Here is a 22,810-nt window from a genome sequence, read left to right on the forward strand (position 1 = left end):
GGATTCGACCGTGCCCGAGAGCCCGGAGACCCACGTCATCGACTACCGCGCGGCGGAGCAGCTGCTGGCCGCGCGTGACCCGCGCGGTGCGGTCAAACTGCTGGACTCGGTGATCGCGGCGCATCCCGAGAACACGGCCGCCCGGCTGCTGCGCGCCCGCGCGTTCTTCGCTGCCGCTCAACTGCGGCCCGCCGAGCTGGAGTTCGAGCTGGTCCTGGAGCGCGAGCCGGACAACGCCTTCGCGCACTTCGCGCTGGCCCGCACCTACGAGCGGGCGGGGCGGCCGGAGCAGGCGACGAAGCACTTCAGGCTGGCGGCGGCGCTCGACCCCAAGCCCGAGTACCTCGAAGCCGCGCGTTTCGACTCCGACGACTGACGTTGATGTTGTCGTCGTCGCGGCGCTTGTCGCCGCCGCCGTCCTCGTAGCTGTCCGTGTCCGGGCCGTCCCTGTCGTCGCTGTCGTACTGGTGAACCTCGTACGGCGGGACGTCACGGCCCGGCTGGAACCGCGATCCCTGCCGCATATGGCGGACGATCAGCATGAAATCCGTGGCGACGAGCAACAGCAGCACTCCACAGCCGATCGCCCAGCCCGGCCGGTCCGCGATCGCGAAGGCGACCGTGCCGAAGGCGGTCCAGAACAGGCCCCAGACGCTCAGCCACCAGCGCATCCGCAGGGGACTGCGCGCGGTGACGGGTTCATTTCCGGTGCGCATGGGCATCGCACCTCCTGTTACCGGTGTGCGCGGTCCGTGCCCCCCATCCACGGGGTGCGGGTCCCGAAACGGACCGAGCGGGAAGATCGCCGGTCGGCGTCCGTCTCTTTGAGAGCCACACCAGGCGCAGGACGGAGGGGACCCCTCATGTCCGAGGTTACGACTACGGCGCTGAGACCGGTGGCCTTCCTTGCCCCTCCTTGCCATCTTCGCCCTTCCTCGCCCTCTTCGCCGTGGCCGCGTGGGTGCGGCTTTCACGCGTTCCGAGGGCACTGTCAGACCCCCCGCCTAGACTCGCCGAGTAACGAGATCTCGCAGGTGTGCGACCGAGGCGGAGGGGAGTCGGTGTTGATGTCGGGACATGTGCCGGCCCGCTGTGCGGCGGTCTTCCTGCCCGCCGGGCTGCCGCGTGACGGGCGTGTCGCATTCTGGGCACCGGAGGGGGAGCCGCCCGCCGAGGGGGATTTCCCCACGAGCGATCTCACGGTCGTGGTTCCGGCCGATGCGGCCCCCGATCCGGCCGATGTGGACGGACCCGACCACCACGGCGTCCGGACCCGCGTCGTACGTGCCGTGCTCATGCCCGTCGCCGAGGCCCTGCCCCTGCTGGTCCGCGCCCGCTCCGATCCCTCGGCCCACCCCTCCGTCATCTGCTGGGGCGCCGCCGCCCTGCACGCCCTGCACCTGTCGGCCCGGGGCCGGCTGCTGCCCGGCCTCACCGCCCGTGACCACGACGCCTGGCGGGCCGGCCCGCTCGACGCGGACGACATCGCCCAACTGCGGGCCATCGCCGCCGCGATGCCGTACGAGGCGCACGCCGTCCCGGTCCCCGATCTCCTCCCGCCGGGCCGCCCCGTCCCGCGGAGCTCCGCCGGACAGGCCCTGCGGCTGCCCGAGCCGGAAGCGCTCGTGCGGGCCTTCCTCGACGCGGTCGCCGACGCCCTGCCCCGTACGCCCGCCGCCGCGTTCGCCGCGGGCGCGCCCTTCGCCGCGCACACCGCACAGCATCTGCCCGGCGCCCGCGCGTGGGCGGCCGAGGCGGCGGCCGGGATGGACGCGGGGGTGCGCGTCTCGCTGCGCCTCGACCTGTCCGCGTACGAGCTGTTCGACTCCTCGTCCCCGCAGGAGACCCCGGAGGAGTCCGGCGCCGAGCGGCGCGCCGGAGCGGCCCTCGTCCAGATCCACAGCCTCGCCGACCCGACGCTCGTCATGGACGCGGCCCGGCTCTGGGCGGGCGACGGGGACGATCTCTTCGGCCCGCGCGCCCGGATCGACGCCCTGCTCGCGCTGCGCCGCGCCGCCCGCGTCTGGCCGCCGCTCGCCCGGCTGCTGGAGTACGACGTCCCCGCCGCGCTGCCGCTCTCCGAGGACGAGCTGTACGAACTGCTCGGCCCGGGAGCCGCGAGCCTCGCCGCCGCCGGGGTGGCCGTCCACTGGCCGAGGGAGCTGGCCCGTACGCTCTCGGCAGCCGCCGTCGTACGCCCCGCGCCCGGCTCGGCCACGGACGGCACCCCCTTCTTCGACAGCACCGAACTGCTCAAGTTCAACTGGCAGTTGGCGCTCGACGGCGATCCGCTCAGCGAGGCCGAGATGGACGCGCTGGCCGAGTCGCACCGCCCGATCGTGCGGCTGCGCGACCAGTGGGTGGTGATCGACCCCGATCTCGTACGGAAGGCGCGCAAGCGGGAGCTGGGCCTGCTCGACCCGGTCGACGCGCTGGCCGTCGCCCTCACCGGCACCGCCGAGGTGGACGGCGAGACGGTCGAGGCGGTCCCGTCCGGCGCGCTCGCGGTCCTCCGCGACCGGCTCGTGCACGGCCCGGCGGCCGTGCCGCAGCCCGCCGCCCTGGACGCCACCTTGCGCGACTACCAACTGCGCGGCCTCGCCTGGCTCGACCTGATGACCTCGCTCGGCCTCGGCGGCTGTCTCGCCGACGACATGGGTCTCGGCAAGACGATCACCGTCATCGCGCTCCATCTGCACCGCGCCCGCCCCGCCCCGACGCTCGTCGTCTGCCCCGCCTCCCTCCTCGGCAACTGGCAGCGGGAGATCACCCGCTTCGCACCCGGCGTCCCGGTCCACCGCTTCCACGGAGCGGGCCGCACCCTGGACGGGGTGACGGACGGGTTCGTCCTCACCACGTACGGCACGATGCGCGGCAGCGCTCCCGAACTGGCCGCCCTCACCTGGGGGATGGTCGTCGCCGACGAGGCCCAGCACGTCAAGAACCCGTTCTCGTCCACCGCCAAGGCGCTGCGCACGATCCCGTCGCCCGCCAGGGTCGCGCTGACCGGCACCCCTGTGGAGAACAACCTCTCCGAGCTGTGGGCGCTCCTCGACTGGACGACCCCCGGACTCCTCGGCCCGCTCAAGTCCTTCCGCGCCCGCCACGCCCGCGTCGTGGAGAACGTGGAACACGCGGGGTCGGCGGGCACCACCGCGAGCGACGACGCCGTGGAACGGCTCTCACGGCTGGTCCGCCCCTTCCTGCTGCGCCGCAAGAAGTCCGATCCGGGGATCGTGCCCGAGCTGCCGCCGAAGACGGAGAGCGACCACCCGGTGCCGCTCACCCGCGAACAGGCCTCCCTCTACGAAGCGGTCGTCCGCGAGACGATGGCCGCCATCGAGAGCGCGGAAGGCATCGCCCGGCGCGGACTGGTCATGAAGCTGCTCACCGCGCTCAAACAGATCTGCAACCACCCGGCGCAGTATCTGAAGGAGGACCGGGCCAGGCTCAGCGGCCGGTCCGGAAAGCTCGCCCTGCTCGACGAACTGCTCGAAACGATCCTGACCGAGGACGGCTCGGTGCTGGTCTTCACGCAGTACGTGTCGATGGCGCGGCTCCTGTCCGCGCACCTCACCTCCCGCGCGATTCCCTCCCAACTCCTGCACGGCGGCACGCCCGTGGCGGAGCGCGAGCGGATGGTGGACCGGTTCCAGGCAGGCGAGATCCCCGTCTTCCTGCTGTCGCTCAAGGCCGCGGGCACCGGTCTCAACCTCACCCGGGCCGGCCATGTCGTGCACTACGACCGCTGGTGGAATCCGGCCGTCGAGGAGCAGGCGACGGACCGCGCCTACCGCATCGGCCAGACCCAGCCCGTGCAGGTCCACCGGCTGATCGCGGAGGGCACCGTCGAGGACCGGATCGCGGAGATGCTCGCCGCCAAGCGCGCCCTGGCCGACGCCGTGCTCGGCTCGGGCGAAGGAGCCCTGACCGAGCTGACCGACCGTGAACTGGCCGATCTGGTCTCGCTGCGGAGGCCGTCATGAGCGCACCGCGCGCCCCTCGGCACGACGACCGCCGCCGTACGTTCCCGGCCCTGCCGTCCCGTCCCGGCCCGGCGCGCAAAGCGTCCGGCGAAGGGGACTTCGCCACCAGTTGGTGGGGCAACGCCTGGGTGGAGTCCATGGAGGACTCGGCGCTCGACCCGGTCCGGCTGCAACGCGGACGCGCCTACGCGAACCGCGGGCACGTCGACGCGATCACGGTCACGCCCGGCCGGGTCATGGCGTACGTGCACGGCACCCGGCCGCGCCCGTACCGCACGGAGATCCGCCTGCGCGCCCTCGGCGACGACGGCTGGGAAGACCTCCTCGACGCCGCGGCGGCCCGCCCCGATCACATCGCCGCCCTGCTCGACAAGGACATGCCGCACGCGCTCGCCGCCTCGGCGGACCTGCTGCCCACCGCCGGTGACCTGACGCCCGACTGCTCCTGCCCCGACGACGGTTTCCCCTGCAAGCACGCGGCGGCGCTCTGCTACCAGACGGCGCGGCTGCTCGACGAGGACCCGTTCGTGCTGTTCCTGATGCGCGGACGCGGCGAACACGAGATCCTCGCCGATCTGACCCGCCGCAACGCCACCCGCTCCGCCGCCGAACGCACCACGACCGCACCGCCCATGCCCACGGTCGACGCGGCCACGGCGGTGACGGCGGTGACGGCCCACCCGTGGCGCACCCTGCCGCCCCCCTTCCCGCTGCCCGACAACCCCGGCCGCCCGCCCGTCTATCCGCATACGCCGGGCGCCCCCGACCCACTGGCGCTCGACCTGCTCGCCTCCGAGGCGGCCATCCGCGCGCACACGCTCCTGACGACCGGTATCGACCCCGTCGCCGGCCTCACCCCCTGGCAGGACGCGGTCCGCCTGGCCGCCGCCCACCCCGGCTCCGGCCTCACCGCCTCGACCCGCGCCCTCTACCGCGACCTGGCGGCTGGCACCGGCCACAGCCCCACGGACCTGGCCCGCGCCGTCGCCGCCTGGTGCCAGGGCGGTCTCGCGGGGCTGGCCGTCCTGGAAGAGGCATGGGACCCGCCCGCCGGGCCGTTCGACCGCGCCCGCCCCGTGCTCATCGCGGCCGACTTCCCGCACTTCCGCCCCTGGCGCAACCGCCTCTCCGAGCCGTCGCTCCAGCTCCGTTTCGGCCGCGACGGACTCTGGTACGGCTACGAGTCGGACCGCGACCGCGAGGACTGGTGGCCACGCGGCACCCCCGACACCGACCCGGTGGGTGCGCTCACGGCCCTTCTCGGACGGTGACCGGTACGCTCGTATCCGTAACCACTCACGGATCAAGGGGGCGCTGTGGAAGCCGAATTGGTGGCATTGGCAGCCGCGGGGGCGACGGCCCTCGTGCAGCAGATGGCGACGGACGGCTGGACGGCGGCACGAGACCGGATGGCGGCGTTCTTCACAGGCCGGGGTACGGCCACCGCCGCCGCGGTCGAGGAGGAACTCGACACCGCACGGGCCGAACTGGCGGCGGCCCAGCGCGACGAGGACGACCAACTGATGGCCGACGTCCAGGCCGAATGGCGCGCCAGGTTACGCCGCGCACTGGCCGCCGACCCGGCGGCCGCTGCCGAACTGCGAACACTGCTCGATGAGTTGGCACCTGCCGCGCCCGAGACGGGGCAGTCGCGCACGGTGTACAACACGATCAACGGCGGCACGGCGCACGGCCCGGTCATCCAGGTCGGGTTCGGGTGGATCGGCGAACAGCGCTTCGGCGGCGAGCGAGGCTCGGGAGGTCGCGGCGGACAGACCTGACGGCCTCGGTGGGCGGCGTGGCGCGTCTGCCCACCGGTCGCGGAAGGCCTTGTCGCGGCGGGGAAGTACCTCCCCGCCGCGACGGATCCGTTCTGCCCGTGGCCGGGATCAGGCCGGCTGAGCCAGTGATCAGGCCGTGTGCAGCGTCAGCCCGTAGGTGTTGAGGATCTCGTTGATGGGCTGGTAGAAGCTCTGCCCGCCGCTGGTGCAGTTGCCCGAGGCGCCGGACGTCACGCCCTGTGCCTGGTCACCGCTGATGAACGAGCCGCCCGAGTCGCCGCCCTCCGCGCAGGCGCTCGTCTGGACCATCTGGTGGACGGCGCCCTGTGAGTAGTTGACCGTCACGTTCTTGGCCAGGACGTTGCCACAGCGCCAGTGTGTCGTGGAGCCGGAGCGGCAGATCGAAGAACCGACGGGGGCTTCGTTCGAGCCGCGGACCAGTCGGTCCGGGATGGTGCCCCAGCCGAGGACGACGGGCACGGTCCACCAGCCGTTGGCGACGTTCACCCACGCGTAGTCGTTGGTGGGAAAGGACGAGCCCTGGAAGTTGCCGATGGCGGAGTTGTCCCAGCCGCGCACCGACTGGCCCCGCGGGCCGCAGTGACCGGCGGTGACGAAGCCGCCGTGCACGGAGAAGCCGATGGAACAGCGGACGTTGCCCGTGTAGTACGGGTCGCCGCCGACGGTCCCGGCGGCGACGGTGGCGGGAGCGTGGGTCGTCTCCGCCACGGCCACCGGACCGGTCTTCCTGGCCTTGGCGACGAAGGCGGCGACGGCCTTGGTGTCGCTCTTCGACGCGAGGACGTTCACCACGACCCGGTTGGTCCTCGGGTCGACGCGCCAACTGTTCACGCCGGCCGGCGCGGAGAGCGCGTCGATCCGCTTCATGGCCGCGTCGAGTGCCCGCTCGCTGTGCTTCACGAGCTTGACCGTGGCGCCTGTCGCACGCACGGCAGCCGCCTTGTTCCCGTCGGTGAGGGCGATGGTCAGTGTGTTGTCGGCGGCGCTGAACCAGGAGCCGCCGTACGCGGCTCCCGCCGCGCGCTGTGCCTTGGTCTCGATGGCGGTCGCCGTCTTCTCGGCGGCGAGCCGGGTGGCGGCCTGACTCTTCGTCAGGCCGAATTCCTTCTGCATGGCGGTGAGCAGGCCCTCGGACGCGGGTGCCTTCTTCGAAGCCGAAGCCGAAGCCGATGCCGAAGCCGAAGCCGCAGCTGACATCGATGTCGAGACTGAGGTGGATGCGGATGCGGAGTCGGGAGCTGCGGCCGACGCCGGCGCGATACCGGCTGTCGCCCACGTACCGACGAGGAGGAGTGCGGACAGACCGGTGCGTACAACTGTCTTGCGTCTCAAGGCATTCGCCCTTCGGTTGTTCCAGCGATCGTGGGGATGGAACAGTGGGACAGCGGGCGAGTGAGAGCGCTCTCACTCGCCCCGGCCGGAGCGTATCCAAGGATCATGAGCAGGTCCATGCCAATGGTCGAACCAACTGCGCACTTGGCTCGATTTGCCTGGTCGGAGGTGGCCGTGTCCCATGGAACGGTGTGTTCCGGTTGGTGTGCGGGCGATGCTGGCGGGTGCCCCAACTGTCGTCGGGCGAAGGCTTTTACAGCGTTGCAAAAGTCAAGCGGTGAACGCCTCTCAAGGCATGGGACCCGACAGCCTCGGTTGCGAACCGCAACGGCACGGCGGCCCACCGGATCAGAGCAGCTGCGCCCACCGCGTGAGCGCCGCGAAGTCCCGCTCCCGCAGCCCCCGTCGGGGGTGGATGCGCAGCAGCAGCGCGGGTCCGTCGTGGTGGGTCGCGACGTACGTCGTGTCCAGGTCGGTGATCATGTCGTCGACCCAGGCGAAGGGCCTGCCCTCCGCCCACTCCACCAGTGGGCGTGTCTTCCAGTAGAGGCCGTCCGGATCGGTCGCGAAGAGTTCGGGCCACTCGATCACCGGCAGATCGGTCGGCAGCCCGACGGCCGGCGCGATCATGCTGTTGGCCTCGTGCATCCAGGTGGTGGCCCAGGCGAGTTCGAAGGGCAGCCCGGTGAGTATCGGGCCATGGGCGGGGTTGAGCCGTACCCGCAGGCCACGTCTGTGGGACCGGGATCCCGGCGTCTGGCGGGAGAGCCAGCTCGACGGGTGCAGATGGTGCGTCAGGTAGCCGCGTGGTCGGGGCAGCCGCGCGGCGTACGGGTTGAGGGGGCCGTCGACGTCGAGGAGAAGCAGGGGGCGTGGGTGAGTCGTCATGGGGGAGAAATGCCCGCTGTGACCGGCCACACGCCCGAGGGCCGGCTCACGATCGGCCGGAACCCGACACCGCTGCGCGTCGGCCTCGATCGGCGTGCATCGGCGTCGGACGGCGCGTGTTCGACCTTCCCGGCTCGCCGAGGAGCTGGCCCTCTGGACCATGATGGGACGGTGAGACTTGAAGCGATCACCTGGGAGCGGCTGACCGACACCCTGGCGGAGCGCGCGTCGCGGACCAGGGCCGGTGACGGCAGCCCCTGGCTGCGTATCGCCGTGGACGGCGCGCCCGCCGCGCACCCCGGCGTACCGGCCGAAGCGCTCGCCGACGCGCTGCGGCTCAGGGGCCGCTCGGTGCTCGTCGTCGGGACCGGTGGCTTCCTGCGGCCCGCGTCGCTGCGGTACGAGTACGGGCGGCACGACCCCGACTCGTACTACGACGGCTGGTTCGACACGGGCGCGCTGTGGCGGGAGGTGTTCGGGCCGGTGGAGAAGGGTGGGACCGGCCGGGTCCTGCCCGATCTGTGGGATCCGGCGACCGACCGCGCGACGCGCAGCCGGCGCGTCGAACTCCCTTCGGGCGGTGTGCTGTTGGTGCACGGACCGCTCCTGTTCGGGCACTGGTTCCCGTTCGACCTCACGGTGCATCTGCGGCTGTCGCCGGCCGCGCTCCGCCGTCGCACGGACCCGGGCGAGCAGTGGACGCTGCCCGCCTTCGAGCGGTACGAGCGGGAGGTCGGCCCGGCCGGGGCGGCCGATGTCCTCGTACGGGCGGACGATCCGCGCCGCCCCGCCTGGGCGCTCCGGCAGAGCTGAACCGTGCCCGTGCCCGTGCCCGTGCTTGCGCCCGTGCCCGCGCCGGCCCGGTCACGGCAGCGGTGGCCGCCCGCCGGGCAGCGCGACCGCCGAGGCGCCGGCGCGGCAGCCCGCCGCCGCTGCCGTCACCGGGCCGGCGCCCGTCAACAGGGTCGCGAGGAAGGCGCCGTTGAACGCGTCACCCGCCCCCGTGGAGTCGACCGCCCGCGCGGGATCCGCCGGAACGTGCGCCGTCACGGCTCCGTCCGACGCCACCAGCGCGCCGTCGGGTCCCAGCGTCACCACCACGAGCGGGAACCGGCGGCTCAGCCCGGCCGCCGCCTTCTCGGCATCCGGGACTCCGGTGAGCAGCCGGGCCTCGTCCGCGTTCGGCAGGAGCACCTGGACACCGTCGGCCGCCGCCAGGAACCGCTCGGGGCCGAGGTTCGCGAGGAAGCCCGCCGACGCGGGGTCCACGCTCACCGGGACGCCACGCGCCACCGCCGACTCCACGGCGGCACGCACCATGTGACGGCTTGTGGCGGTGAAGAAGAGATACCCGGAGATGTGCAGCCGGCCCACCCCGTCGAGCAACGCGGCCGACCAGTCGGCGGCGCACAGGCGCAGGACGGCCCCGCTGTCGGTCAGGAACGTGCGTTCGGCGGAGGCGTCGACCAGCGAGACGACGGTGGCGGTCGCCGCGTCGTCGTCCACGACGAGAAGCGGCCGGACGCCGGCCGCTCTCAGCCGCCCTTCGTGCCATCCGGCGGCGTCCGCGCCGACCCGGCCGAGCAACCGGACGTCCGCGCATCCCGTGGACGCGGCCCAGCACGCCGCGTTGGCGCCGGCACCGCCCGGCAGGGTGCGGATCTCGGCGGCGGTGTCCGTGCCGTGCGTGAGCGGCGTACGGTGCCGGGCCACCACGTCGGTGACGACGTCCCCGACGATCAGCAGCGCGCCCGCGCCGCCGCCGGGGCTTCCGCCATCGACGTCCGCGGCGGTGCGGTCACCGGCGAGGCCCGCACCGCTGACCGCACCCCTGGCCGCGTCGTTCCCCCCGTCGCTCCCCGCACCGTTCACCGCATCGCTCACCGCATCGCTCACCGGGCCGCCGCGATCAGCGCCGCCAGCCGTACGTTGCCGCGTACGGCGGCCAGATTCGCCTCCAGGGACGCGCCGCCGGTCCGTCGCATCAACTCACCCAGCAGGAACGGCGTGACCGCCTGCCCGCCGATGTCCCGCTCCCGGCACTCCGCCAACGCCTCGGCGAGCACCCGGTCGTGCAGCCGGGGATCCAACTGCTCCGTCTCCGGCACCGGATTGGCGACGATCAGCGCGGCCTCGGGCCCGCCGAGCGCGTCCTGGGCGGCCATCACCGCCGCGACCTCCTGCGCAGTGCGTACGGTCCAGTCGACCCGCTCCCCGGACGACGTCAGGTAGAAGCCGGGGAAGTACTCCGTGCCGTACCCGAGGATTCCGACGCCCAGGCTCTCCAGGCGCTGCAAGGTCGCCGGTACGTCGAGGATCGACTTCACGCCCGCGCAGACCACCGTGATCCGGGTCTCGGCGAGCAGCCGCAGGTCCGCCGACTCGTCCTGCGCCCGGAGCCAGTCGCGGTGGACACCGCCCAGCCCGCCGGTCGCGAAGACCCGGATCCCGGCCCGCCCGGCGAGGAACGCCGTCGCGGACACCGTCGTCGCACCGCTGGCTCCGGTGGCCAGCGCGGGCGCCAGATCGCGGTGGCCCAGCTTCCGGACGGACGGATCTCCCGCGACCCGCTCCAACTGGTCCTTGTCCAGGCCTACATGGGCCCGGCCGTCCAGGACGGCGACGGTGGCGGGGACGGCTCCGCCGGACCGTACCAGCGCCTCCAGCTCCTCCGCGACGGCCAGATTGCGCGGTCGCGGCAGACCGTGCGCGATGATCGTCGACTCCAGGGCCACGACGGGCCGGCGCGCGTCGAGCGCCTCCCGTACCTCGGGGGACAGCAGCAGTGTCGTGTCAGGCATATTCCAATCCCTGGCACAGGACGGGGTCCCGCAAACGTCGGCGGTCGCCGGAGGCCGGAGCGGCCGGAGACCGGAAGAGACCGGAAGGGAAGGGAAATGGGAGGCGCGCGAACAGCGGGCGGGCGAATCGCGGCGGGCAGACGCGTCAGAACAGCGGCGCGGGCAGCACGCCTTCCAGGGCCAGCAGTTGGCGCTTGGTCGCCAGGCCGCCCCCGAAGCCGCCCAGTCCGCCGCCGCTCTCCACCACCCGGTGGCACGGCACCACGATCGGCAGCGGGTTGGACCCCATCGCGGCGCCGACCGCCTGGGCCGCGCCCGGACTGCCCACCCGGTCGGCCAGGTCTCCGTATCCGACGACCGTGCCGTACGGAACGCCGGCCGCCAGCTCGCGCAGCACCTGCCGGTTGAAGCCGCCCGACAGCGACCAGTCCAGTGGGAGCTCGAACTTCCGGAGGGTGCCGTCGAAGAAGGCCGCCAGCTGACGTATCGGCTCGGCCAGCCGGCCCGCCGGATCCTCGACGGGCTCGGCGCCGAGCCGACCGGTCAGCTGCCGAAGTGCCGTGTCCCGCCGCCCGGTTGTGGCGTGGAGGACAACTGTCACAAGTCCTTCACCGGTGGCGGCCAGCAGCAGTGGGCCGATGTCGCTTCCGACGACGGCCCACCGCGCCGACTGCGCGTTGCTGTTCATGCCGACAACGCTACGGCCCGGGTCTGACAAGGCCCCGGAACAGTCCCGGACCAGTCCCGGACCAGCCGCCGAGCCTGTCCCGGACCAGACCCCGGACCTGCCCGTCCGCCGCGCCGACCCGGTCGGTCAGCCCACCGCGTCCCGCACCACGTCCGGGTTGTTGGTGATGATGCCGTCCACACCGAACGCGTCCACGCGCAGTGCGCCCGCGGCGTCGTTGACCGTCCAGGTGTGGACCTGGAGCCGCTTGCCGTGGGCGCCCTTCAGCCGGTGCACGGCTGCCACGTACTCGGCGGTGAGCGAGGAGTGCGTCGGATTGATCTGGTCGGTGAACGCCGCGTACGACGGCAGGTCGGCCACCGCCGGCGTACCGAGGAACCCGGTGGTCACGTCGGGCCGCTGCTGGTGCACGGCCCGCACGCTGGCCGCGCCGAAGCTCTGGATGACGAGCCTGTTCCGCACGTGCGCGCGGTCCAGCCAGCCCTCCGCGCGGAGCACACCCAGGATGTCCTTCTCGATGCCCGGGTAGAGCTCGGGCGCCTTGATCTCCAGGAGCAGCTTCTGCCGGTTGTCCTCGACGGAGTCCAGGAACTGCTTCAGCGTCGGCACCCGCGCGCCCGCCCACTCGGCGCCGAACCAGCTGCCCGCGTCCAGACGGGCGATCTCGGCTCCGGTGAAGTCCTTCACATTCCACGGAGCGCGGTCGGGGAACACCTCCTCGACGTCGGTGGTGCGCTTGAGGTTGGTGTCGTGCAGGACGACCAGAGTGCCGTCCTTCGCACGCTGGACGTCGTTCTCCACCCAGTCGATGCCCAGGTCCTCGGCCTTGTCGACGGCGGCGAGGGTGTTCTCCGGCGCGTAGGCGGAGGCGCCGCGGTGCGCGATGACCAGCGGATCGGCGCCGTGCCGGGCGGACACGGGGGACGTCTCCGGGGCCGTGGCCCGCGGCGCGGCGGCCGACGTGGTCCCTGGCAGAACCAGCGCGACGGCTCCCAGCAGTGCGACGGTCGCGGTCACAGAGGTGCGTGCGTTCACGTGGACTCCTTGGGTTGATCGATCACCGACTGGCCGAGAGTGACAGCCGGCGGCCAACACGCGACAGGCGAAGGTTGGCCACAACGTGAACGGAATGCGCCCGCCCCGGACGCGGAGACGGTCGCCATATCGACAAAATGGTGGCCTGATGTTTGCTTGCCGTGCTGGTAGCCATACCCTCGCCCCCGAACCAGCGCTTCCGCAGACGGCTCACCAGGAGCGAAGGGCGTACCGCATGCAGGGCACCACCGACGGATTCAGCTACGGCCTCATCACCCCCGTGGCGGCCTTCCTCATGGCCTGCCTCGGCGGCGCTCTGGGCCTGCGCTGCGCCATCAGATCCCTGCGCACGCCGGAACGCGGACGCAAGGCCGGCTGGCTCGCGCTCGCGGCCATCTCGATCGGCTCGGGCGTCTGGACGATGCACTTCATCGCCATGATCGGCTTCGCCGTCGCGGAGACCCCCGTGGCCTACGACCGGGCCACGACCTTCGCCAGCCTCGCCGTAGCGATCGTGATGGTCGGCGTCGGCATCTTCATCGTGGGATACCGCGGCGCGACCACGATGGCCCTGGTCACAGGGGGTACGGTCACCGGCCTCGGCATCGCGAGCATGCACTATCTGGGAATGGCCGGAATTCGTCTGGAGGGCCGTGTCGACTACGACACGTTTACCGTCGGCGGCTCCGTCGTGATCGCCGTCGTGGCCGCCACGGTGGCACTCTGGGCCGCCGCGTCCGACCACGGCCTGCTGATGAGCCTGGCCGCGAGCCTCGCGATGGGCGTCGCCGTGACCGGGATGCACTACGTGGGCATGGCCGCCGTCCACGTCCATCTGCGGGCGCCCGGTGGCTCCGCCGAGGGCGCCGAAGGAGGCGAACCGGCGACCACGCTGCTCGGGCCCATGCTGGTGGGGCCCGGCGTCTTCCTACTGCTGGCGGCCGTCGTGGTGATCTTCGACCCGCTGATGGTCACGGGCGGGCGGGAGCGGCGCGGCCCGGTCCGCCGGTCCCGGCGGGGCCGGGGCACCGACGAGCGCGCCCTGCCCGGCGTACCGGCGCAGCGGGCCGCGCCGGAACCCACGTACGGGCAATCCGCCGACGAGACGGTGTCCAGGCCGTCCGGGGGCGGGTCGCGGGGTGTCCACGACTGGTGATCCGCGGCCGACTGTCAGTGGCTGGTCGTACGGTGGACGCATGCGGCCAGTTTCCAAGATCGAACGTACTACGGCGCCTTTCGAGGTCATCAGCTCCTACCAGCCCAGTGGCGACCAGCCGACGGCGATCGCGGATCTGGAGCGCCGCATCCGCGCGGACGAGCAGGACGTCGTCCTGCTCGGTGCGACGGGCACCGGCAAGTCGGCCACCACGGCCTGGATGATCGAGAAGCTTCAGCGCCCCACCCTGGTGATGGCTCCGAACAAGACGCTGGCGGCCCAGCTGGCGAACGAGTTCCGTGAGCTGCTGCCCAACAACGCCGTCGAGTACTTCGTCTCGTACTACGACTACTTCCAGCCCGAGGCGTACGTCCCCCAGTCGGACACCTACATCGAGAAGGACTCCTCGATCAACGAGGAGGTCGAGCGGCTGCGCCATTCGGCGACGAATTCGCTGCTCACCCGCCGCGATGTGATTGTGGTCGCCTCCGTCTCCTGCATCTACGGCCTGGGCACGCCCCAGGAGTACGTGGACCGGATGGTCGGCCTGAAGGTCGGCCAGGAGTACGACCGCGACCAGCTGCTGCGCCGCTTCGTCGACATGCAGTACACGCGCAACGACATGGCGTTCACCCGCGGCACCTTCCGGGTCCGCGGCGACACCATCGAGATCTTCCCTGTCTACGAGGAGCTGGCCGTCCGCATCGAGATGTTCGGCGACGAGATCGAGGCCCTCTCCACCCTCCACCCCCTCACCGGCGAGATCATCAGTGAGGACCAGGATCTGTACGTCTTCCCGGCCAGCCACTACGTGGCGGGTCCGGAGCGCATGGAGAAGGCCGTCAACGGCATCGAGCAGGAGCTGGCGGAGCGCCTGGCCGAGCTGGACAGGCAGGGCAAGCTCCTGGAGTCCCAGCGGCTGCGCATGCGCACCACGTACGACATCGAGATGATGCGCCAGATCGGCTCCTGCTCCGGTATCGAGAACTACTCGATGCACTTCGACGACCGCTCGCCCGGCACCGCGCCCAACACCCTCCTCGACTACTTCCCCGAGGACTTCCTGCTGGTCATCGACGAGTCGCACGTCACCGTGCCGCAGATCGGCGCGATGTACGAGGGCGACGCGTCCCGCAAGCGCACCCTGGTGGACCACGGCTTCCGGCTGCCCTCCGCGCTGGACAACCGCCCGCTGAAGTGGGAGGAGTTCCAGGAGCGCGTCGGCCAGACCGTCTATCTGTCGGCCACCCCCGGCAAGTACGAACTCTCCCGCGGCGACGGGTACGTGGAGCAGATCATCCGCCCCACCGGGCTCATCGACCCGGAGGTCGTCGTCAAGCCCACCGAGGGCCAGATCGACGACCTGGTGCACGAGATCCGCCTCCGTACCGAGAAGGACGAGCGCGTCCTGGTCACCACCCTCACCAAGAAGATGGCCGAGGACCTGACCGACTACTTCCTCGAACTGGGCGTGCAGGTCCGCTATCTGCACAGCGACGTCGACACGCTGCGCCGGATCGAGCTGCTGCGCGAGCTGCGCGCGGGGGAGTACGACGTCCTCGTCGGCATCAACCTCCTGCGGGAGGGCCTCGACCTTCCCGAGGTGTCGCTCGTGGCGATCCTCGACGCCGACAAGCAGGGCTTCCTGCGGTCGGGGACGTCGCTGATCCAGACGATCGGCCGCGCGGCGCGCAACGTCTCGGGCCAGGTCCATATGTACGCGGACAAGATCACCCCGGCGATGGAGCAGGCGATCGACGAGACCAACCGCCGCCGGGAGAAGCAGATCGCGTACAACACCGAGCGCGGTCTCGACCCGCAGCCGCTGCGCAAGAAGATCAACGACATCGTCGCGACCATCGCCCGCGAAGAGGTCGACACCGAGGAACTGCTCGGTACGGGCTACCGCCAGGGCAAGGAGGGCAAGCCGGCGAAGGCCCCGGTGCCTGCCCTCTCCGGCCGGGCGGGCAAGGCGGGCAAGCCGGGCGCGGTGGTCACCGACCGGCCCGCGGCCGAACTGGCCGGGATCATCGAGGAGATGACCGATCGCATGCGCGCGGCAGCCGCCGACCTGCAATTCGAAGTGGCCGCGCGGCTGCGTGACGAGGTGAGTGAACTGAAGAAGGAGCTGCGCCAGATGAGGGAAGTGGGGCTCGCCTGACGCCGCGGCACTGGGTGTGTTGCAAGACCGACACAGAAACGGCGGAAGTCTCCTGCGCTGTCCGAGTGACTGCGTAGGGTGCAGGACAACCGCACACATGGACGGTTGCGGGGAAATTCCGAGAGGGGACAGCGCGTGGTGGACGTATCCAAGGGCAGTGCGCCCGGGGGCCCTGGGGTCAACCTGACCAAGGGGCAGGCCATCAGCCTGGAGAAGAGGGGCGGCGGCACCCTGACCGCGGTGCGCATGGGGCTCGGCTGGCAGGCCGCCCCGCGCCGTGGGCTGTTCGGGACCCGCACCCGCGAGATCGACCTGGACGCCTCGGCCGTGCTCTTCGCCGACAAGCAGCCTGTCGACGTCGTCTTCTTCCGCCACCTTGTCAGCGACGACGGCTCCGTGCGGCACACCGGTGACAACCTCGTCGGCGGCGCCGGACAGGGCGGCGACGACGAGGCGATCCTCGTCGATCTGCAGCGGGTTCCGGTGCACATCGACCAGATCGTCTTCACAGTGAACTCGTTCACCGGCCAGACGTTCCAGGAGGTGCAGAACGCCTTCTGCCGCATCGTCGACGAGACCAACGGCGACGAGCTCGCCCGCTACACACTCGACGGCGGCGGTCAGTACACCGCGCAGATCATGGCGAAGGTGCACCGCGCGGGCACCGGCTGGAAGATGACGGCTCTGGGCAACCCGGCCAACGGCCGTACGTTCCAGGACCTGATGCCGGCGATCCTGCCGCACCTGTAGGCACAGCTCTCGCCAGCGCAAGCGCAGCTCCCGGAGGCAAGGCCGCCGGGAGCTGCACCGCTTGGCGGACGGCCCCGCCGAGCGGCACCGGCGCACCACAGGCCGACGTGGTACCGGAGCACACAGCACCACAGACCGACGCAGCGACCACGCAGCACCGCAGCACCGCAGCACCGGAGAACGACATCACTACACGGGGCACCGACGCGTGACCGACGAGGGGACAGAGGCGATGACGGCCGAGCTGGTCCGGGGGCAGAACCATCCCTTGCCCGACAGCCGACTGGAGATCCGGGTGACGGCCGGAGCACCGGTCCTGGCGTGCGCCACCCTCGGCGACGACCGGGGCACGGTCCTCGGCGTCGAGTGGATCGCCCATCCCGGCTCGCCCACACTGCCCGGCATCGAGGTGTCCCGGCAGGCCGCCGCGGGGCTGCGCTTCCACGTCGACCTGGAGGCCGTGCCCGACCGCGCGCATCTCGTGCACGTACTGCTCGCGCTTCCCGAAGGGGTCGGCGGCCCGTCCAGGTTCGGCACCACGGCCGCCCCGTTCGCCGCCGTCACCGCCACCGACGGCACCGAGATCGCCAGCTTCACCATCACCGGTCTTGAGGCGGAGTCCGCCGTCGTCGCCCTGGAGCTGTACCGCCGCCAGGGCGCCTGGAAGGTCCGAGCCGTCGGCCAGGGGTACGCGGGCGGGCTCGCCGAGCTGTTCGGCGACCAAGGCGTGCCGCAGGCCCGCGAGTTCGCCGCCGGGATCCAGGAAGCGGTGGCCCGGCACATGGCCAGCGCCATCCAGGCTCCCCTGACCGGCACCCCGGACGGTGTGCGCGTGCGCTCCGACAGATCAGCCACGGCCACCCAGCCGGGCCAGAGCGCGGCCGGCACCACCGGCGCGGGCGCCGGAGCCGCGGCGGCCCCGGGCGTGACCCCCGGCACCGGCGGCACGCCGCACCAACTGCCGGGCACCCCCGGCCAGCAGCCGGGCGGCCCGGCGGACGGCCAGGGGCAGCAGCCCGCCGCCGCCTCGCACGGCACCGCCGGTGGACGGGTCAACTACACGCACCCGCGCCGCCAGAACACGGCTCCGCCCACTCCGCCGCCCACGACGCGGCCGACCTCGCCCGGCCAGGCGCCGCTCCCGGTCGCGGGCGACGCGACCGGCTGGTCCATGGAGGAGCGCCTGTACAACCAGGTGTGGGGCATGTTCGAGGATCTGGCCCGTGCCACCGCCGCCTACCGCAGCGCCGTCGACTTCGCCGAGTCCCGGATGGACCAGGAGCTCGACCGGGTCCTGTCCGACCCGCGCAGCCGGATCGGCGGTACCGGCGACGCGGCCCGCGAGGTCGCCCGTGCCAAGCGCGACCAGCTCACCGACCAGGCGCGCGAGGCGCTCGACCGGGACCTCGGCCAACTGGCCGCCGAGTCCGGGGTCGTCGAGCCCGCCCTGCCGCCCGCGTACGCCCGCTGGGACAACCCCGTGTGGCAGGCCTACCGCGTCCCGATGGACACCCCGATGGCGCTGCGCCTGGGCGATCTCCATCTGCCCGAGCGCACCGACCTGCGCATCCCCATGCTGGTCAGGCTTCCGCTGGAGCGCGGCCTGTGGATCGACAGCGGACGGTCGGGCTCGGAGGCCGCCCTGATGCTGGACGAGGGGCAGTTGCGCAAGCTCGCCATGGACAACGCGGTAGATCATGCCGCGCGACTCCTCGCGGCCTACCCGCCGGGCGAGTTCACCGTCCATGTGATCGACGCCGCCGGCTCGGCCGCGATGTCCCTCGCCCCGCTGGTCGGCGCGGGCGTGCTGAACCAGCCGCCGGCGAGTGGCGCGGCGGGCGTCTCCGCCGTCCTCGCGAAGCTCACCCAGCGGGTGGACCTGGTGCAGATGGCCGTCAGGGGCGGCGCGGCCGACTCCCTGCCGCCCGATCTCGACACCGCCGAGCAGTTGCTCATCGTCAACGACTTCCCGCACGGGTTCGACGACCGCGCGGTGACCCAGCTGCGCTATCTCGCCGACGAGGGCCCGGCTGTCGGCGTCCATTTGATGATGGTCGCCGACCGGGAGGACGCCAGCGCGTACGGCCCCGTGCTGGACCCGCTGTGGCGCTCACTGCTGCGGATCACACCGGTCGCCGACGACCACCTCGCCGACCCGTGGGTCGGGCACGCGTGGACGTTCGAACCGCTGACGATGCCGCCGGGCAGCCAGATACTGCGACGGGTCCTCGAACAGGTCGCCGAGGCGCGCCGCGCCTGGCGCCGCTGACCCGCCCGAGTCCGGGGTCCGCCCGAGTCCGAGGTCCGCGGCCCTGGGCCCGACTGCGCCCGACCACGGCTGAACGGCACCTGACCTGCACCTTGGCGCCCGCCCCATCTCGAACTTTACCTTCTCTTGGTGTTTCCTGTACTCTCCTTTGAACGGAGGGGAGTACTCCCACACCGCGACGTACCCGTCAATACGGACCGCCATCGGTCCCGGGGCGTCGGCCCGGCAGCGCAGACGAGGCGCTCGGGTGGAAGAGACCTCCGGCAGCGACGACGCTGATCAGTAGCCGTACGAAGCCGGAGGCGCAGTGGACGTTTCATTGACCCTGTGGGTGCTGACCATTCTTGGTCTGAGCGCCCTGATCGCGGTCGACTTCCTCATCGGGCGCAAGCCCCATGACGTGTCGATCAAGGAAGCCGGAATCTGGACGATCGTCTGGATCGTCCTGGCCGTGCTGTTCGGAATCGGCCTGATGGTGTTCGGCACCGGCCAGGCATCGAGCGAGTTCTTCGCCGGATTCATCACCGAGAAGTCGCTCAGTGTCGACAATCTCTTCGTCTTCGTCCTGATCATGGCGAAGTTCTCGGTGCCCTCGTACCTGCAGCAGCGAGTGCTGCTCGTCGGTGTGCTCATCGCCCTCGTCCTGCGCGCCATCTTCATCGCGGCGGGCGCGGCGATGATCTCCAGTTTCTCGTGGGTCTTCTACATCTTCGGCGCGTTCCTGATCTACACCGCCTGGAAGCTCATCCAGGAGGCGCGCTCCGGGGAGGAAGAGGAAGGGATCGAGGACAACCGCCTTCTGAAGTCGGTCCAGAAGCGCTTCGGCGTCGCGGACAAGTACCACGGCACGAAGCTCTTCATCCGGGAGAACGGCAAGCGTGTCCTGACCCCGCTCATGGTGGTCATGCTCGCCATCGGTACCACCGATGTGCTGTTCGCGGTGGACTCGATCCCCGCGATCTTCGGTCTGACCCAGGACCCGTACATCGTCTTCACCGCCAACGCCTTCGCGCTGATGGGTCTGCGGCAGCTGTACTTCCTGATCGGCGGCCTGCTCAAGAAGCTGGTCCACCTCAGTTACGGCCTGTCGGTCATCCTCGGCTTCATCGGCGTCAAGCTGGTGCTGCACGCACTGCATGAGAACGGGGTGCATGTCCCCGTGGTCACCATCTCGTTCTCGCTCGCCGTCATCTGCGGTGTGCTGGTCATCACCACGATCACCAGCCTGATCGCCTCCAAGAAGCAGTCGGAGCGCGAGGCGGCCGAGGGCAAGGACGGCCAGGACAAGGCCGAGGGCAAGGACAGCGCGGGCAAGGCCGACATCGAGGCCTGACCGCGCGACGCGCGACGTACGAGACACGACGTACGCCGCAGGTGCACCGACCGGGGCGAGTGGCACCAGCCGCTCGCCCCGGTTGCGTGTGCGCGGGCGCCGGCTCAGTACGTGACGGTGATCCGCCGCGCGGGCACGTCCACCCGCACCGTGCCGCCGTACGGAATGACCAGCTGCGGATCGGTGTGCCCGAAGTCCACGTCGATGAAGGCCATCGTGTCGGGGGCGTACGTGTCCAGCGCCCGTACCACCGCCGCGCGCTGTTCGCGGGCGTACCGCGCCGACTCCTCCGGGCTGTTCCGCCGCTCCAGCGACCAGGTCTTGGGCCGCCCCATCAGGAGCGCGGGGAACCGCCGCAGCAGCCCGCGCTCGCCCATGTTCCGCAGGGTCCGGAAGACCTCGTCGGCGCCCGGCAGTTCCTCCGAGGTCTCCAGCAGCAGGACACAGCCGTCGTACGCGCTGAGGTCGCCCTGGATCTCCCGGTCGGCCATCAGCAGCGCGGCCAGGGTCTCCAGACTGCCGCCCCAGGTCCGGCCCTCCACCACCCTCTCGGGACCGTGCACGCTCCATCCCCCGCCCGGCCGGGTCTCGGGCTCGACGAGGAAGGTCGCCGGGTCGGCCCAGTCGCGGTCGGTGTCGCGGAAGCGCGCGGCGGGAGTCAGCTCGTACGGCCCCGAGGTGAAGAGCGCGGCGCGCAGCGACGCCTCCGTAAGAGGATCCATCGCGCCGGGCCGGCCCAGCTCGCACATCACGCTGCCGCCGTGGAAGGCGACGATCCCGGTGTTCCAGAGGTACGCCAGCAGATTGGTGTTGTCGCTCCAGCCGAAGAACGGCTTGGGACAGGAGCGGATCAACTCGCGTTCCAGCAGCGGCAGTACGGTGATCTGGTCGTCCCCGCCGATGCTCGCGACGACGGCCTTGACCGTCGGATCCGCGAAGGCCGCGTGGATGTCGTCGGCCCGTTCCCGAGGCGTCGAGCCCATCTTCCGCGTCGCCGGATACTCGACGGGCACCAGGCCGAAGTCCTCCTTCAGCCGGGTCAGGCCCAGTTCGTACGGGAGCGGGAGCAGGCCCGGCAGACCGGACGACGGGGAGATCACGGCGATTCGGTCGCCTGGACGGGGCTTCGCGGGGTACGTGAGCGGCTGCATACGACCAGAGCGTAACGAGAGCCCCGCGCCGGGGGCAGCCGGTTTTCCGGGGGCCGCCAGGACGGCCCCCGGCCGCGCACGTCCTACCAGCCGCGCTCGCGCCAGGCGGGCAGCTGAGGGCGCTCGGCGCCGAGTGTGGTGTCGTCGCCGTGCCCCGGATAGACCCAGGTCTCGTCCGGCAGCCGGTCGAAGAGCTTCGTCTCGACGTCGTTGATCAGACTGGCGAAGGCGGCCGGGTCCTGGTGCGTGTTGCCCACGCCGCCGGGGAAGAGGCAGTCGCCGGTGAACAGGTGCGGGTGGCCGTGCGGATCGTCGTAGACCAGGGCGATCGAGCCCGGTGTGTGACCGACGAGATGGCGTGCGGTCAGCTCGACCCGGCCGACCCGGATCGTGTCGCCGTCCTCGACCAGGACGTTGGTCGGGACGGGGATCCCTTCCGCGTCGTACCGTCCGGCGTACGTCGCGGCGCCCGTGGCGGCCACGACCTCGGCCAGCGCCTGCCAGTGGTCGCGGTGCCGGTGCGTGGTGACGACGGACGCGATGCCGTCGTCACCGATCAGCGTCAGCAGCGTGGCCGGGTCGCTCGCCGCGTCGATGAGCAACTGCTCGCCGGTGGTCCGGCAGCGCAGCAGGTAGGCGTTGTTGTTCATCGCGCCGACGGCGACCTTGGAGATCATCAGGCCGGTCAGCTCGTGCACATCGGCCGGTCCGTCGAGTCTCACGGCTCCGCTGTAGGTCATACGACTCAGCCTATAGCGGGGGCAGTACGGGCAGCGGGGAGTCCGACGTCTTGAGCGCCGCCCCGTCGCGGCGGCCTGCGAGCCAGCCCATCAGGTCGGCCGGGTGGCCGGTGACGGTGGCCGGGGTGCCGTCGGCGCGGCCGGTGCGCCAGGTGCGTCCGTCGGGCGTGGTCAGGGCCAGTGGCGGTACGTCCGCGTGGCCGGCGAACCGCTCGGTCAGGAAGTCGATCTCGCGGTCGGTGAAGTCGTCTGGGAGGTCTTCGAGCTCCAGACCGATGCCCAGGTCGACATGGTGGAGCGAGACCTCGACGAGCCGGCGGAACGGGACCCGGGCGGCCACGTCCGTCACGCCGTTGCGGAGCGCGACCGTGCGGGCCCAGTCGGCGGGGACGGCCGCCACTCGCTGGAAGTGGCCGGCCGTGGCGCGCACGTCGGCGATCTGGGCGTCCAGGGGGCGGGGGGCGTCCCGCTCGATGTCGGTGTCGCGGGTGCCCGCGTCCGGGTACATCGGGCGGCCTTCGAGCACATTGACGAGCGCGTCGGCGTTCCTGGCCAGATGAGCCAGTACATGACCACGGCTCCAGCCGGGCAGCCGTGACGCCTCGGCGGCGGAGGCGTTGTCCAGTCGGGCGGCCGCGGTGAGGAGCCGCTCGGTCGCTTCACGTAGGGATTCCAGGTCGCGCACATGATCGAGCATGAGGTCGACGATAGCCCCGCC

The 22,810-nt window shown here is 71.6% G+C and carries 20 protein-coding genes; 10 read left to right on the forward strand and 10 right to left on the reverse strand.

What is annotated here, in order from left to right:
• Window positions 1-10 precede the first annotated feature (10 nt).
• On the forward strand, window positions 11-376 hold the full coding sequence (locus tag OG700_RS30615; RefSeq protein WP_405619203.1) for a tetratricopeptide repeat protein: 366 nt from the start codon (window positions 11-13) through the stop codon (window positions 374-376).
• Here the strand turns inward: OG700_RS30615 and OG700_RS30620 are convergent.
• Window positions 306-716 carry a DUF6343 family protein gene (locus OG700_RS30620; protein ID WP_405619205.1) on the reverse strand — a complete coding sequence of 137 codons (411 nt, stop codon included), beginning with the start codon at window positions 714-716 and terminating at the stop codon, window positions 306-308. The genes OG700_RS30615 and OG700_RS30620 overlap by 71 nt on opposite strands.
• Before the next feature lie 351 nt (window positions 717-1,067).
• Between OG700_RS30620 and OG700_RS30625 the strand changes: the two genes are divergently transcribed.
• From OG700_RS30625 to OG700_RS30635, 3 genes are read left to right on the forward strand one after another with little or no spacing between them, the layout of a single operon-like run.
• Window positions 1,068-3,986 (forward strand): SNF2-related protein, encoded by a 2,919-nt coding sequence (locus tag OG700_RS30625; protein ID WP_405619207.1) that lies wholly within the window; start codon window positions 1,068-1,070, stop codon window positions 3,984-3,986.
• Window positions 3,983-5,257: an SWIM zinc finger family protein gene (locus OG700_RS30630; protein WP_405619209.1), complete on the forward strand. Its 1,275-nt coding sequence runs from the start codon at window positions 3,983-3,985 to the stop codon at window positions 5,255-5,257. Before OG700_RS30625 ends, OG700_RS30630 begins: the two co-directional genes overlap by 4 nt.
• A gap of 60 nt (window positions 5,258-5,317) precedes the next feature.
• Entirely contained in the window at window positions 5,318-5,767 is a 450-nt protein-coding gene (locus OG700_RS30635; protein WP_405619211.1) for a hypothetical protein, read from the forward strand.
• A gap of 129 nt (window positions 5,768-5,896) precedes the next feature.
• Here the strand turns inward: OG700_RS30635 and OG700_RS30640 are convergent, their stop codons facing one another.
• Both OG700_RS30640 and OG700_RS30645 read right to left on the reverse strand, forming a co-directional pair.
• On the reverse strand, window positions 5,897-7,120 hold the full coding sequence (locus OG700_RS30640) for a S1 family peptidase (RefSeq protein WP_405619213.1): 1,224 nt from the start codon (window positions 7,118-7,120) through the stop codon (window positions 5,897-5,899).
• Window positions 7,121-7,468: 348 nt separating this feature from the next.
• Window positions 7,469-8,008, reverse strand: coding sequence for a hypothetical protein (locus OG700_RS30645; protein WP_405619215.1), 540 nt, complete (start codon window positions 8,006-8,008; stop codon window positions 7,469-7,471).
• Between the two features lie 171 nt (window positions 8,009-8,179).
• On the opposite strand from OG700_RS30645, the gene OG700_RS30650 reads away from it, so the two are divergent.
• A complete protein-coding gene (locus tag OG700_RS30650; RefSeq protein WP_405619217.1) occupies window positions 8,180-8,821 on the forward strand; it encodes a uridine kinase in 642 nt (213 codons plus the stop codon).
• A gap of 51 nt (window positions 8,822-8,872) precedes the next feature.
• On the opposite strand, the gene OG700_RS30655 is transcribed toward OG700_RS30650, so the two are convergent.
• The 4 genes from OG700_RS30655 to OG700_RS30670 all read right to left on the reverse strand — a co-directional run bounded on the left by OG700_RS30655 (window position 8,873) and on the right by OG700_RS30670 (window position 12,532).
• Window positions 8,873-9,892, reverse strand: coding sequence for a carbohydrate kinase family protein (locus OG700_RS30655; protein ID WP_405619219.1), 1,020 nt, complete (start codon window positions 9,890-9,892; stop codon window positions 8,873-8,875).
• Between the two features lie 8 nt (window positions 9,893-9,900).
• The gene (locus tag OG700_RS30660) at window positions 9,901-10,809 is read right to left on the reverse strand and encodes a pseudouridine-5'-phosphate glycosidase (protein ID WP_405619221.1); all 909 of its coding nucleotides are present in this window, start codon (window positions 10,807-10,809) and stop codon (window positions 9,901-9,903) included.
• 145 nt (window positions 10,810-10,954) lie between these two features.
• Window positions 10,955-11,497 (reverse strand): methylated-DNA--[protein]-cysteine S-methyltransferase, encoded by a 543-nt coding sequence (locus OG700_RS30665; protein ID WP_405619223.1) that lies wholly within the window; start codon window positions 11,495-11,497, stop codon window positions 10,955-10,957.
• A gap of 126 nt (window positions 11,498-11,623) precedes the next feature.
• Window positions 11,624-12,532 (reverse strand): glycerophosphodiester phosphodiesterase, encoded by a 909-nt coding sequence (locus OG700_RS30670; protein WP_405619225.1) that lies wholly within the window; start codon window positions 12,530-12,532, stop codon window positions 11,624-11,626.
• A gap of 235 nt (window positions 12,533-12,767) precedes the next feature.
• On the opposite strand from OG700_RS30670, the gene OG700_RS30675 reads away from it, so the two are divergent.
• The 5 genes from OG700_RS30675 to OG700_RS30695 all read left to right on the forward strand — a co-directional run bounded on the left by OG700_RS30675 (window position 12,768) and on the right by OG700_RS30695 (window position 20,201).
• Entirely contained in the window at window positions 12,768-13,688 is a 921-nt protein-coding gene (locus tag OG700_RS30675) for an MHYT domain-containing protein (RefSeq protein ID WP_405619227.1), read from the forward strand.
• Between the two features lie 40 nt (window positions 13,689-13,728).
• The gene (uvrB, locus tag OG700_RS30680; protein ID WP_405619229.1) at window positions 13,729-15,849 is read left to right on the forward strand and encodes an excinuclease ABC subunit UvrB; all 2,121 of its coding nucleotides are present in this window, start codon (window positions 13,729-13,731) and stop codon (window positions 15,847-15,849) included.
• 183 nt (window positions 15,850-16,032) lie between these two features.
• Entirely contained in the window at window positions 16,033-16,599 is a 567-nt protein-coding gene (locus tag OG700_RS30685) for a TerD family protein (RefSeq protein WP_405622089.1), read from the forward strand.
• 232 nt (window positions 16,600-16,831) lie between these two features.
• Entirely contained in the window at window positions 16,832-18,868 is a 2,037-nt protein-coding gene (locus OG700_RS30690) for a TerD family protein (RefSeq protein WP_405622091.1), read from the forward strand.
• A gap of 307 nt (window positions 18,869-19,175) precedes the next feature.
• Window positions 19,176-20,201 carry a TerC family protein gene (locus OG700_RS30695; protein WP_405619231.1) on the forward strand — a complete coding sequence of 342 codons (1,026 nt, stop codon included), beginning with the start codon at window positions 19,176-19,178 and terminating at the stop codon, window positions 20,199-20,201.
• A 104-nt stretch (window positions 20,202-20,305) separates the two neighbouring features.
• On the opposite strand, the gene OG700_RS30700 is transcribed toward OG700_RS30695, so the two are convergent.
• The 3 genes from OG700_RS30700 to OG700_RS30710 form a co-directional block, all read right to left on the reverse strand.
• Window positions 20,306-21,352: a S66 peptidase family protein gene (locus tag OG700_RS30700; RefSeq protein WP_405619233.1), complete on the reverse strand. Its 1,047-nt coding sequence runs from the start codon at window positions 21,350-21,352 to the stop codon at window positions 20,306-20,308.
• An 83-nt stretch (window positions 21,353-21,435) separates the two neighbouring features.
• Complete coding sequence (locus OG700_RS30705) at window positions 21,436-22,092, reverse strand: MBL fold metallo-hydrolase (protein WP_405619235.1); 657 nt, start codon at window positions 22,090-22,092, stop codon at window positions 21,436-21,438.
• A 10-nt stretch (window positions 22,093-22,102) separates the two neighbouring features.
• The gene (locus OG700_RS30710; protein WP_405619237.1) at window positions 22,103-22,789 is read right to left on the reverse strand and encodes a maleylpyruvate isomerase family mycothiol-dependent enzyme; all 687 of its coding nucleotides are present in this window, start codon (window positions 22,787-22,789) and stop codon (window positions 22,103-22,105) included.
• Window positions 22,790-22,810 lie beyond the last annotated feature (21 nt).

The sequence above is a fragment of the Streptomyces sp. NBC_01508 genome (assembly GCF_045040315.1).
Classification (GTDB): domain Bacteria; phylum Actinomycetota; class Actinomycetes; order Streptomycetales; family Streptomycetaceae; genus Streptomyces.

Bases quoted from the DNA above. Each gene is read 5' to 3' on its own strand.
- OG700_RS30620 (WP_405619205.1), bottom strand. From the start codon at position 716: ATGCGCACCGGAAATGAACCCGTCACCGCGCGCAGTCCCCTGCGGATG.
- OG700_RS30625 (WP_405619207.1), top strand. From the start codon at position 1,068: ATGTCGGGACATGTGCCGGCCCGCTGTGCGGCGGTCTTCCTGCCCGCC.
- OG700_RS30630 (WP_405619209.1), top strand. From the start codon at position 3,983: ATGAGCGCACCGCGCGCCCCTCGGCACGACGACCGCCGCCGTACGTTC.
- OG700_RS30645 (WP_405619215.1), bottom strand. From the start codon at position 8,008: ATGACGACTCACCCACGCCCCCTGCTTCTCCTCGACGTCGACGGCCCC.
- OG700_RS30660 (WP_405619221.1), bottom strand. From the start codon at position 10,809: ATGCCTGACACGACACTGCTGCTGTCCCCCGAGGTACGGGAGGCGCTC.
- OG700_RS30665 (WP_405619223.1), bottom strand. From the start codon at position 11,497: ATGAACAGCAACGCGCAGTCGGCGCGGTGGGCCGTCGTCGGAAGCGAC.
- OG700_RS30675 (WP_405619227.1), top strand. From the start codon at position 12,768: ATGCAGGGCACCACCGACGGATTCAGCTACGGCCTCATCACCCCCGTG.
- uvrB (WP_405619229.1), top strand. From the start codon at position 13,729: ATGCGGCCAGTTTCCAAGATCGAACGTACTACGGCGCCTTTCGAGGTC.
- OG700_RS30690 (WP_405622091.1), top strand. From the start codon at position 16,832: ATGACGGCCGAGCTGGTCCGGGGGCAGAACCATCCCTTGCCCGACAGC.
- OG700_RS30700 (WP_405619233.1), bottom strand. From the start codon at position 21,352: ATGCAGCCGCTCACGTACCCCGCGAAGCCCCGTCCAGGCGACCGAATC.
- OG700_RS30705 (WP_405619235.1), bottom strand. From the start codon at position 22,092: ATGACCTACAGCGGAGCCGTGAGACTCGACGGACCGGCCGATGTGCAC.
- OG700_RS30710 (WP_405619237.1), bottom strand. From the start codon at position 22,789: ATGCTCGATCATGTGCGCGACCTGGAATCCCTACGTGAAGCGACCGAG.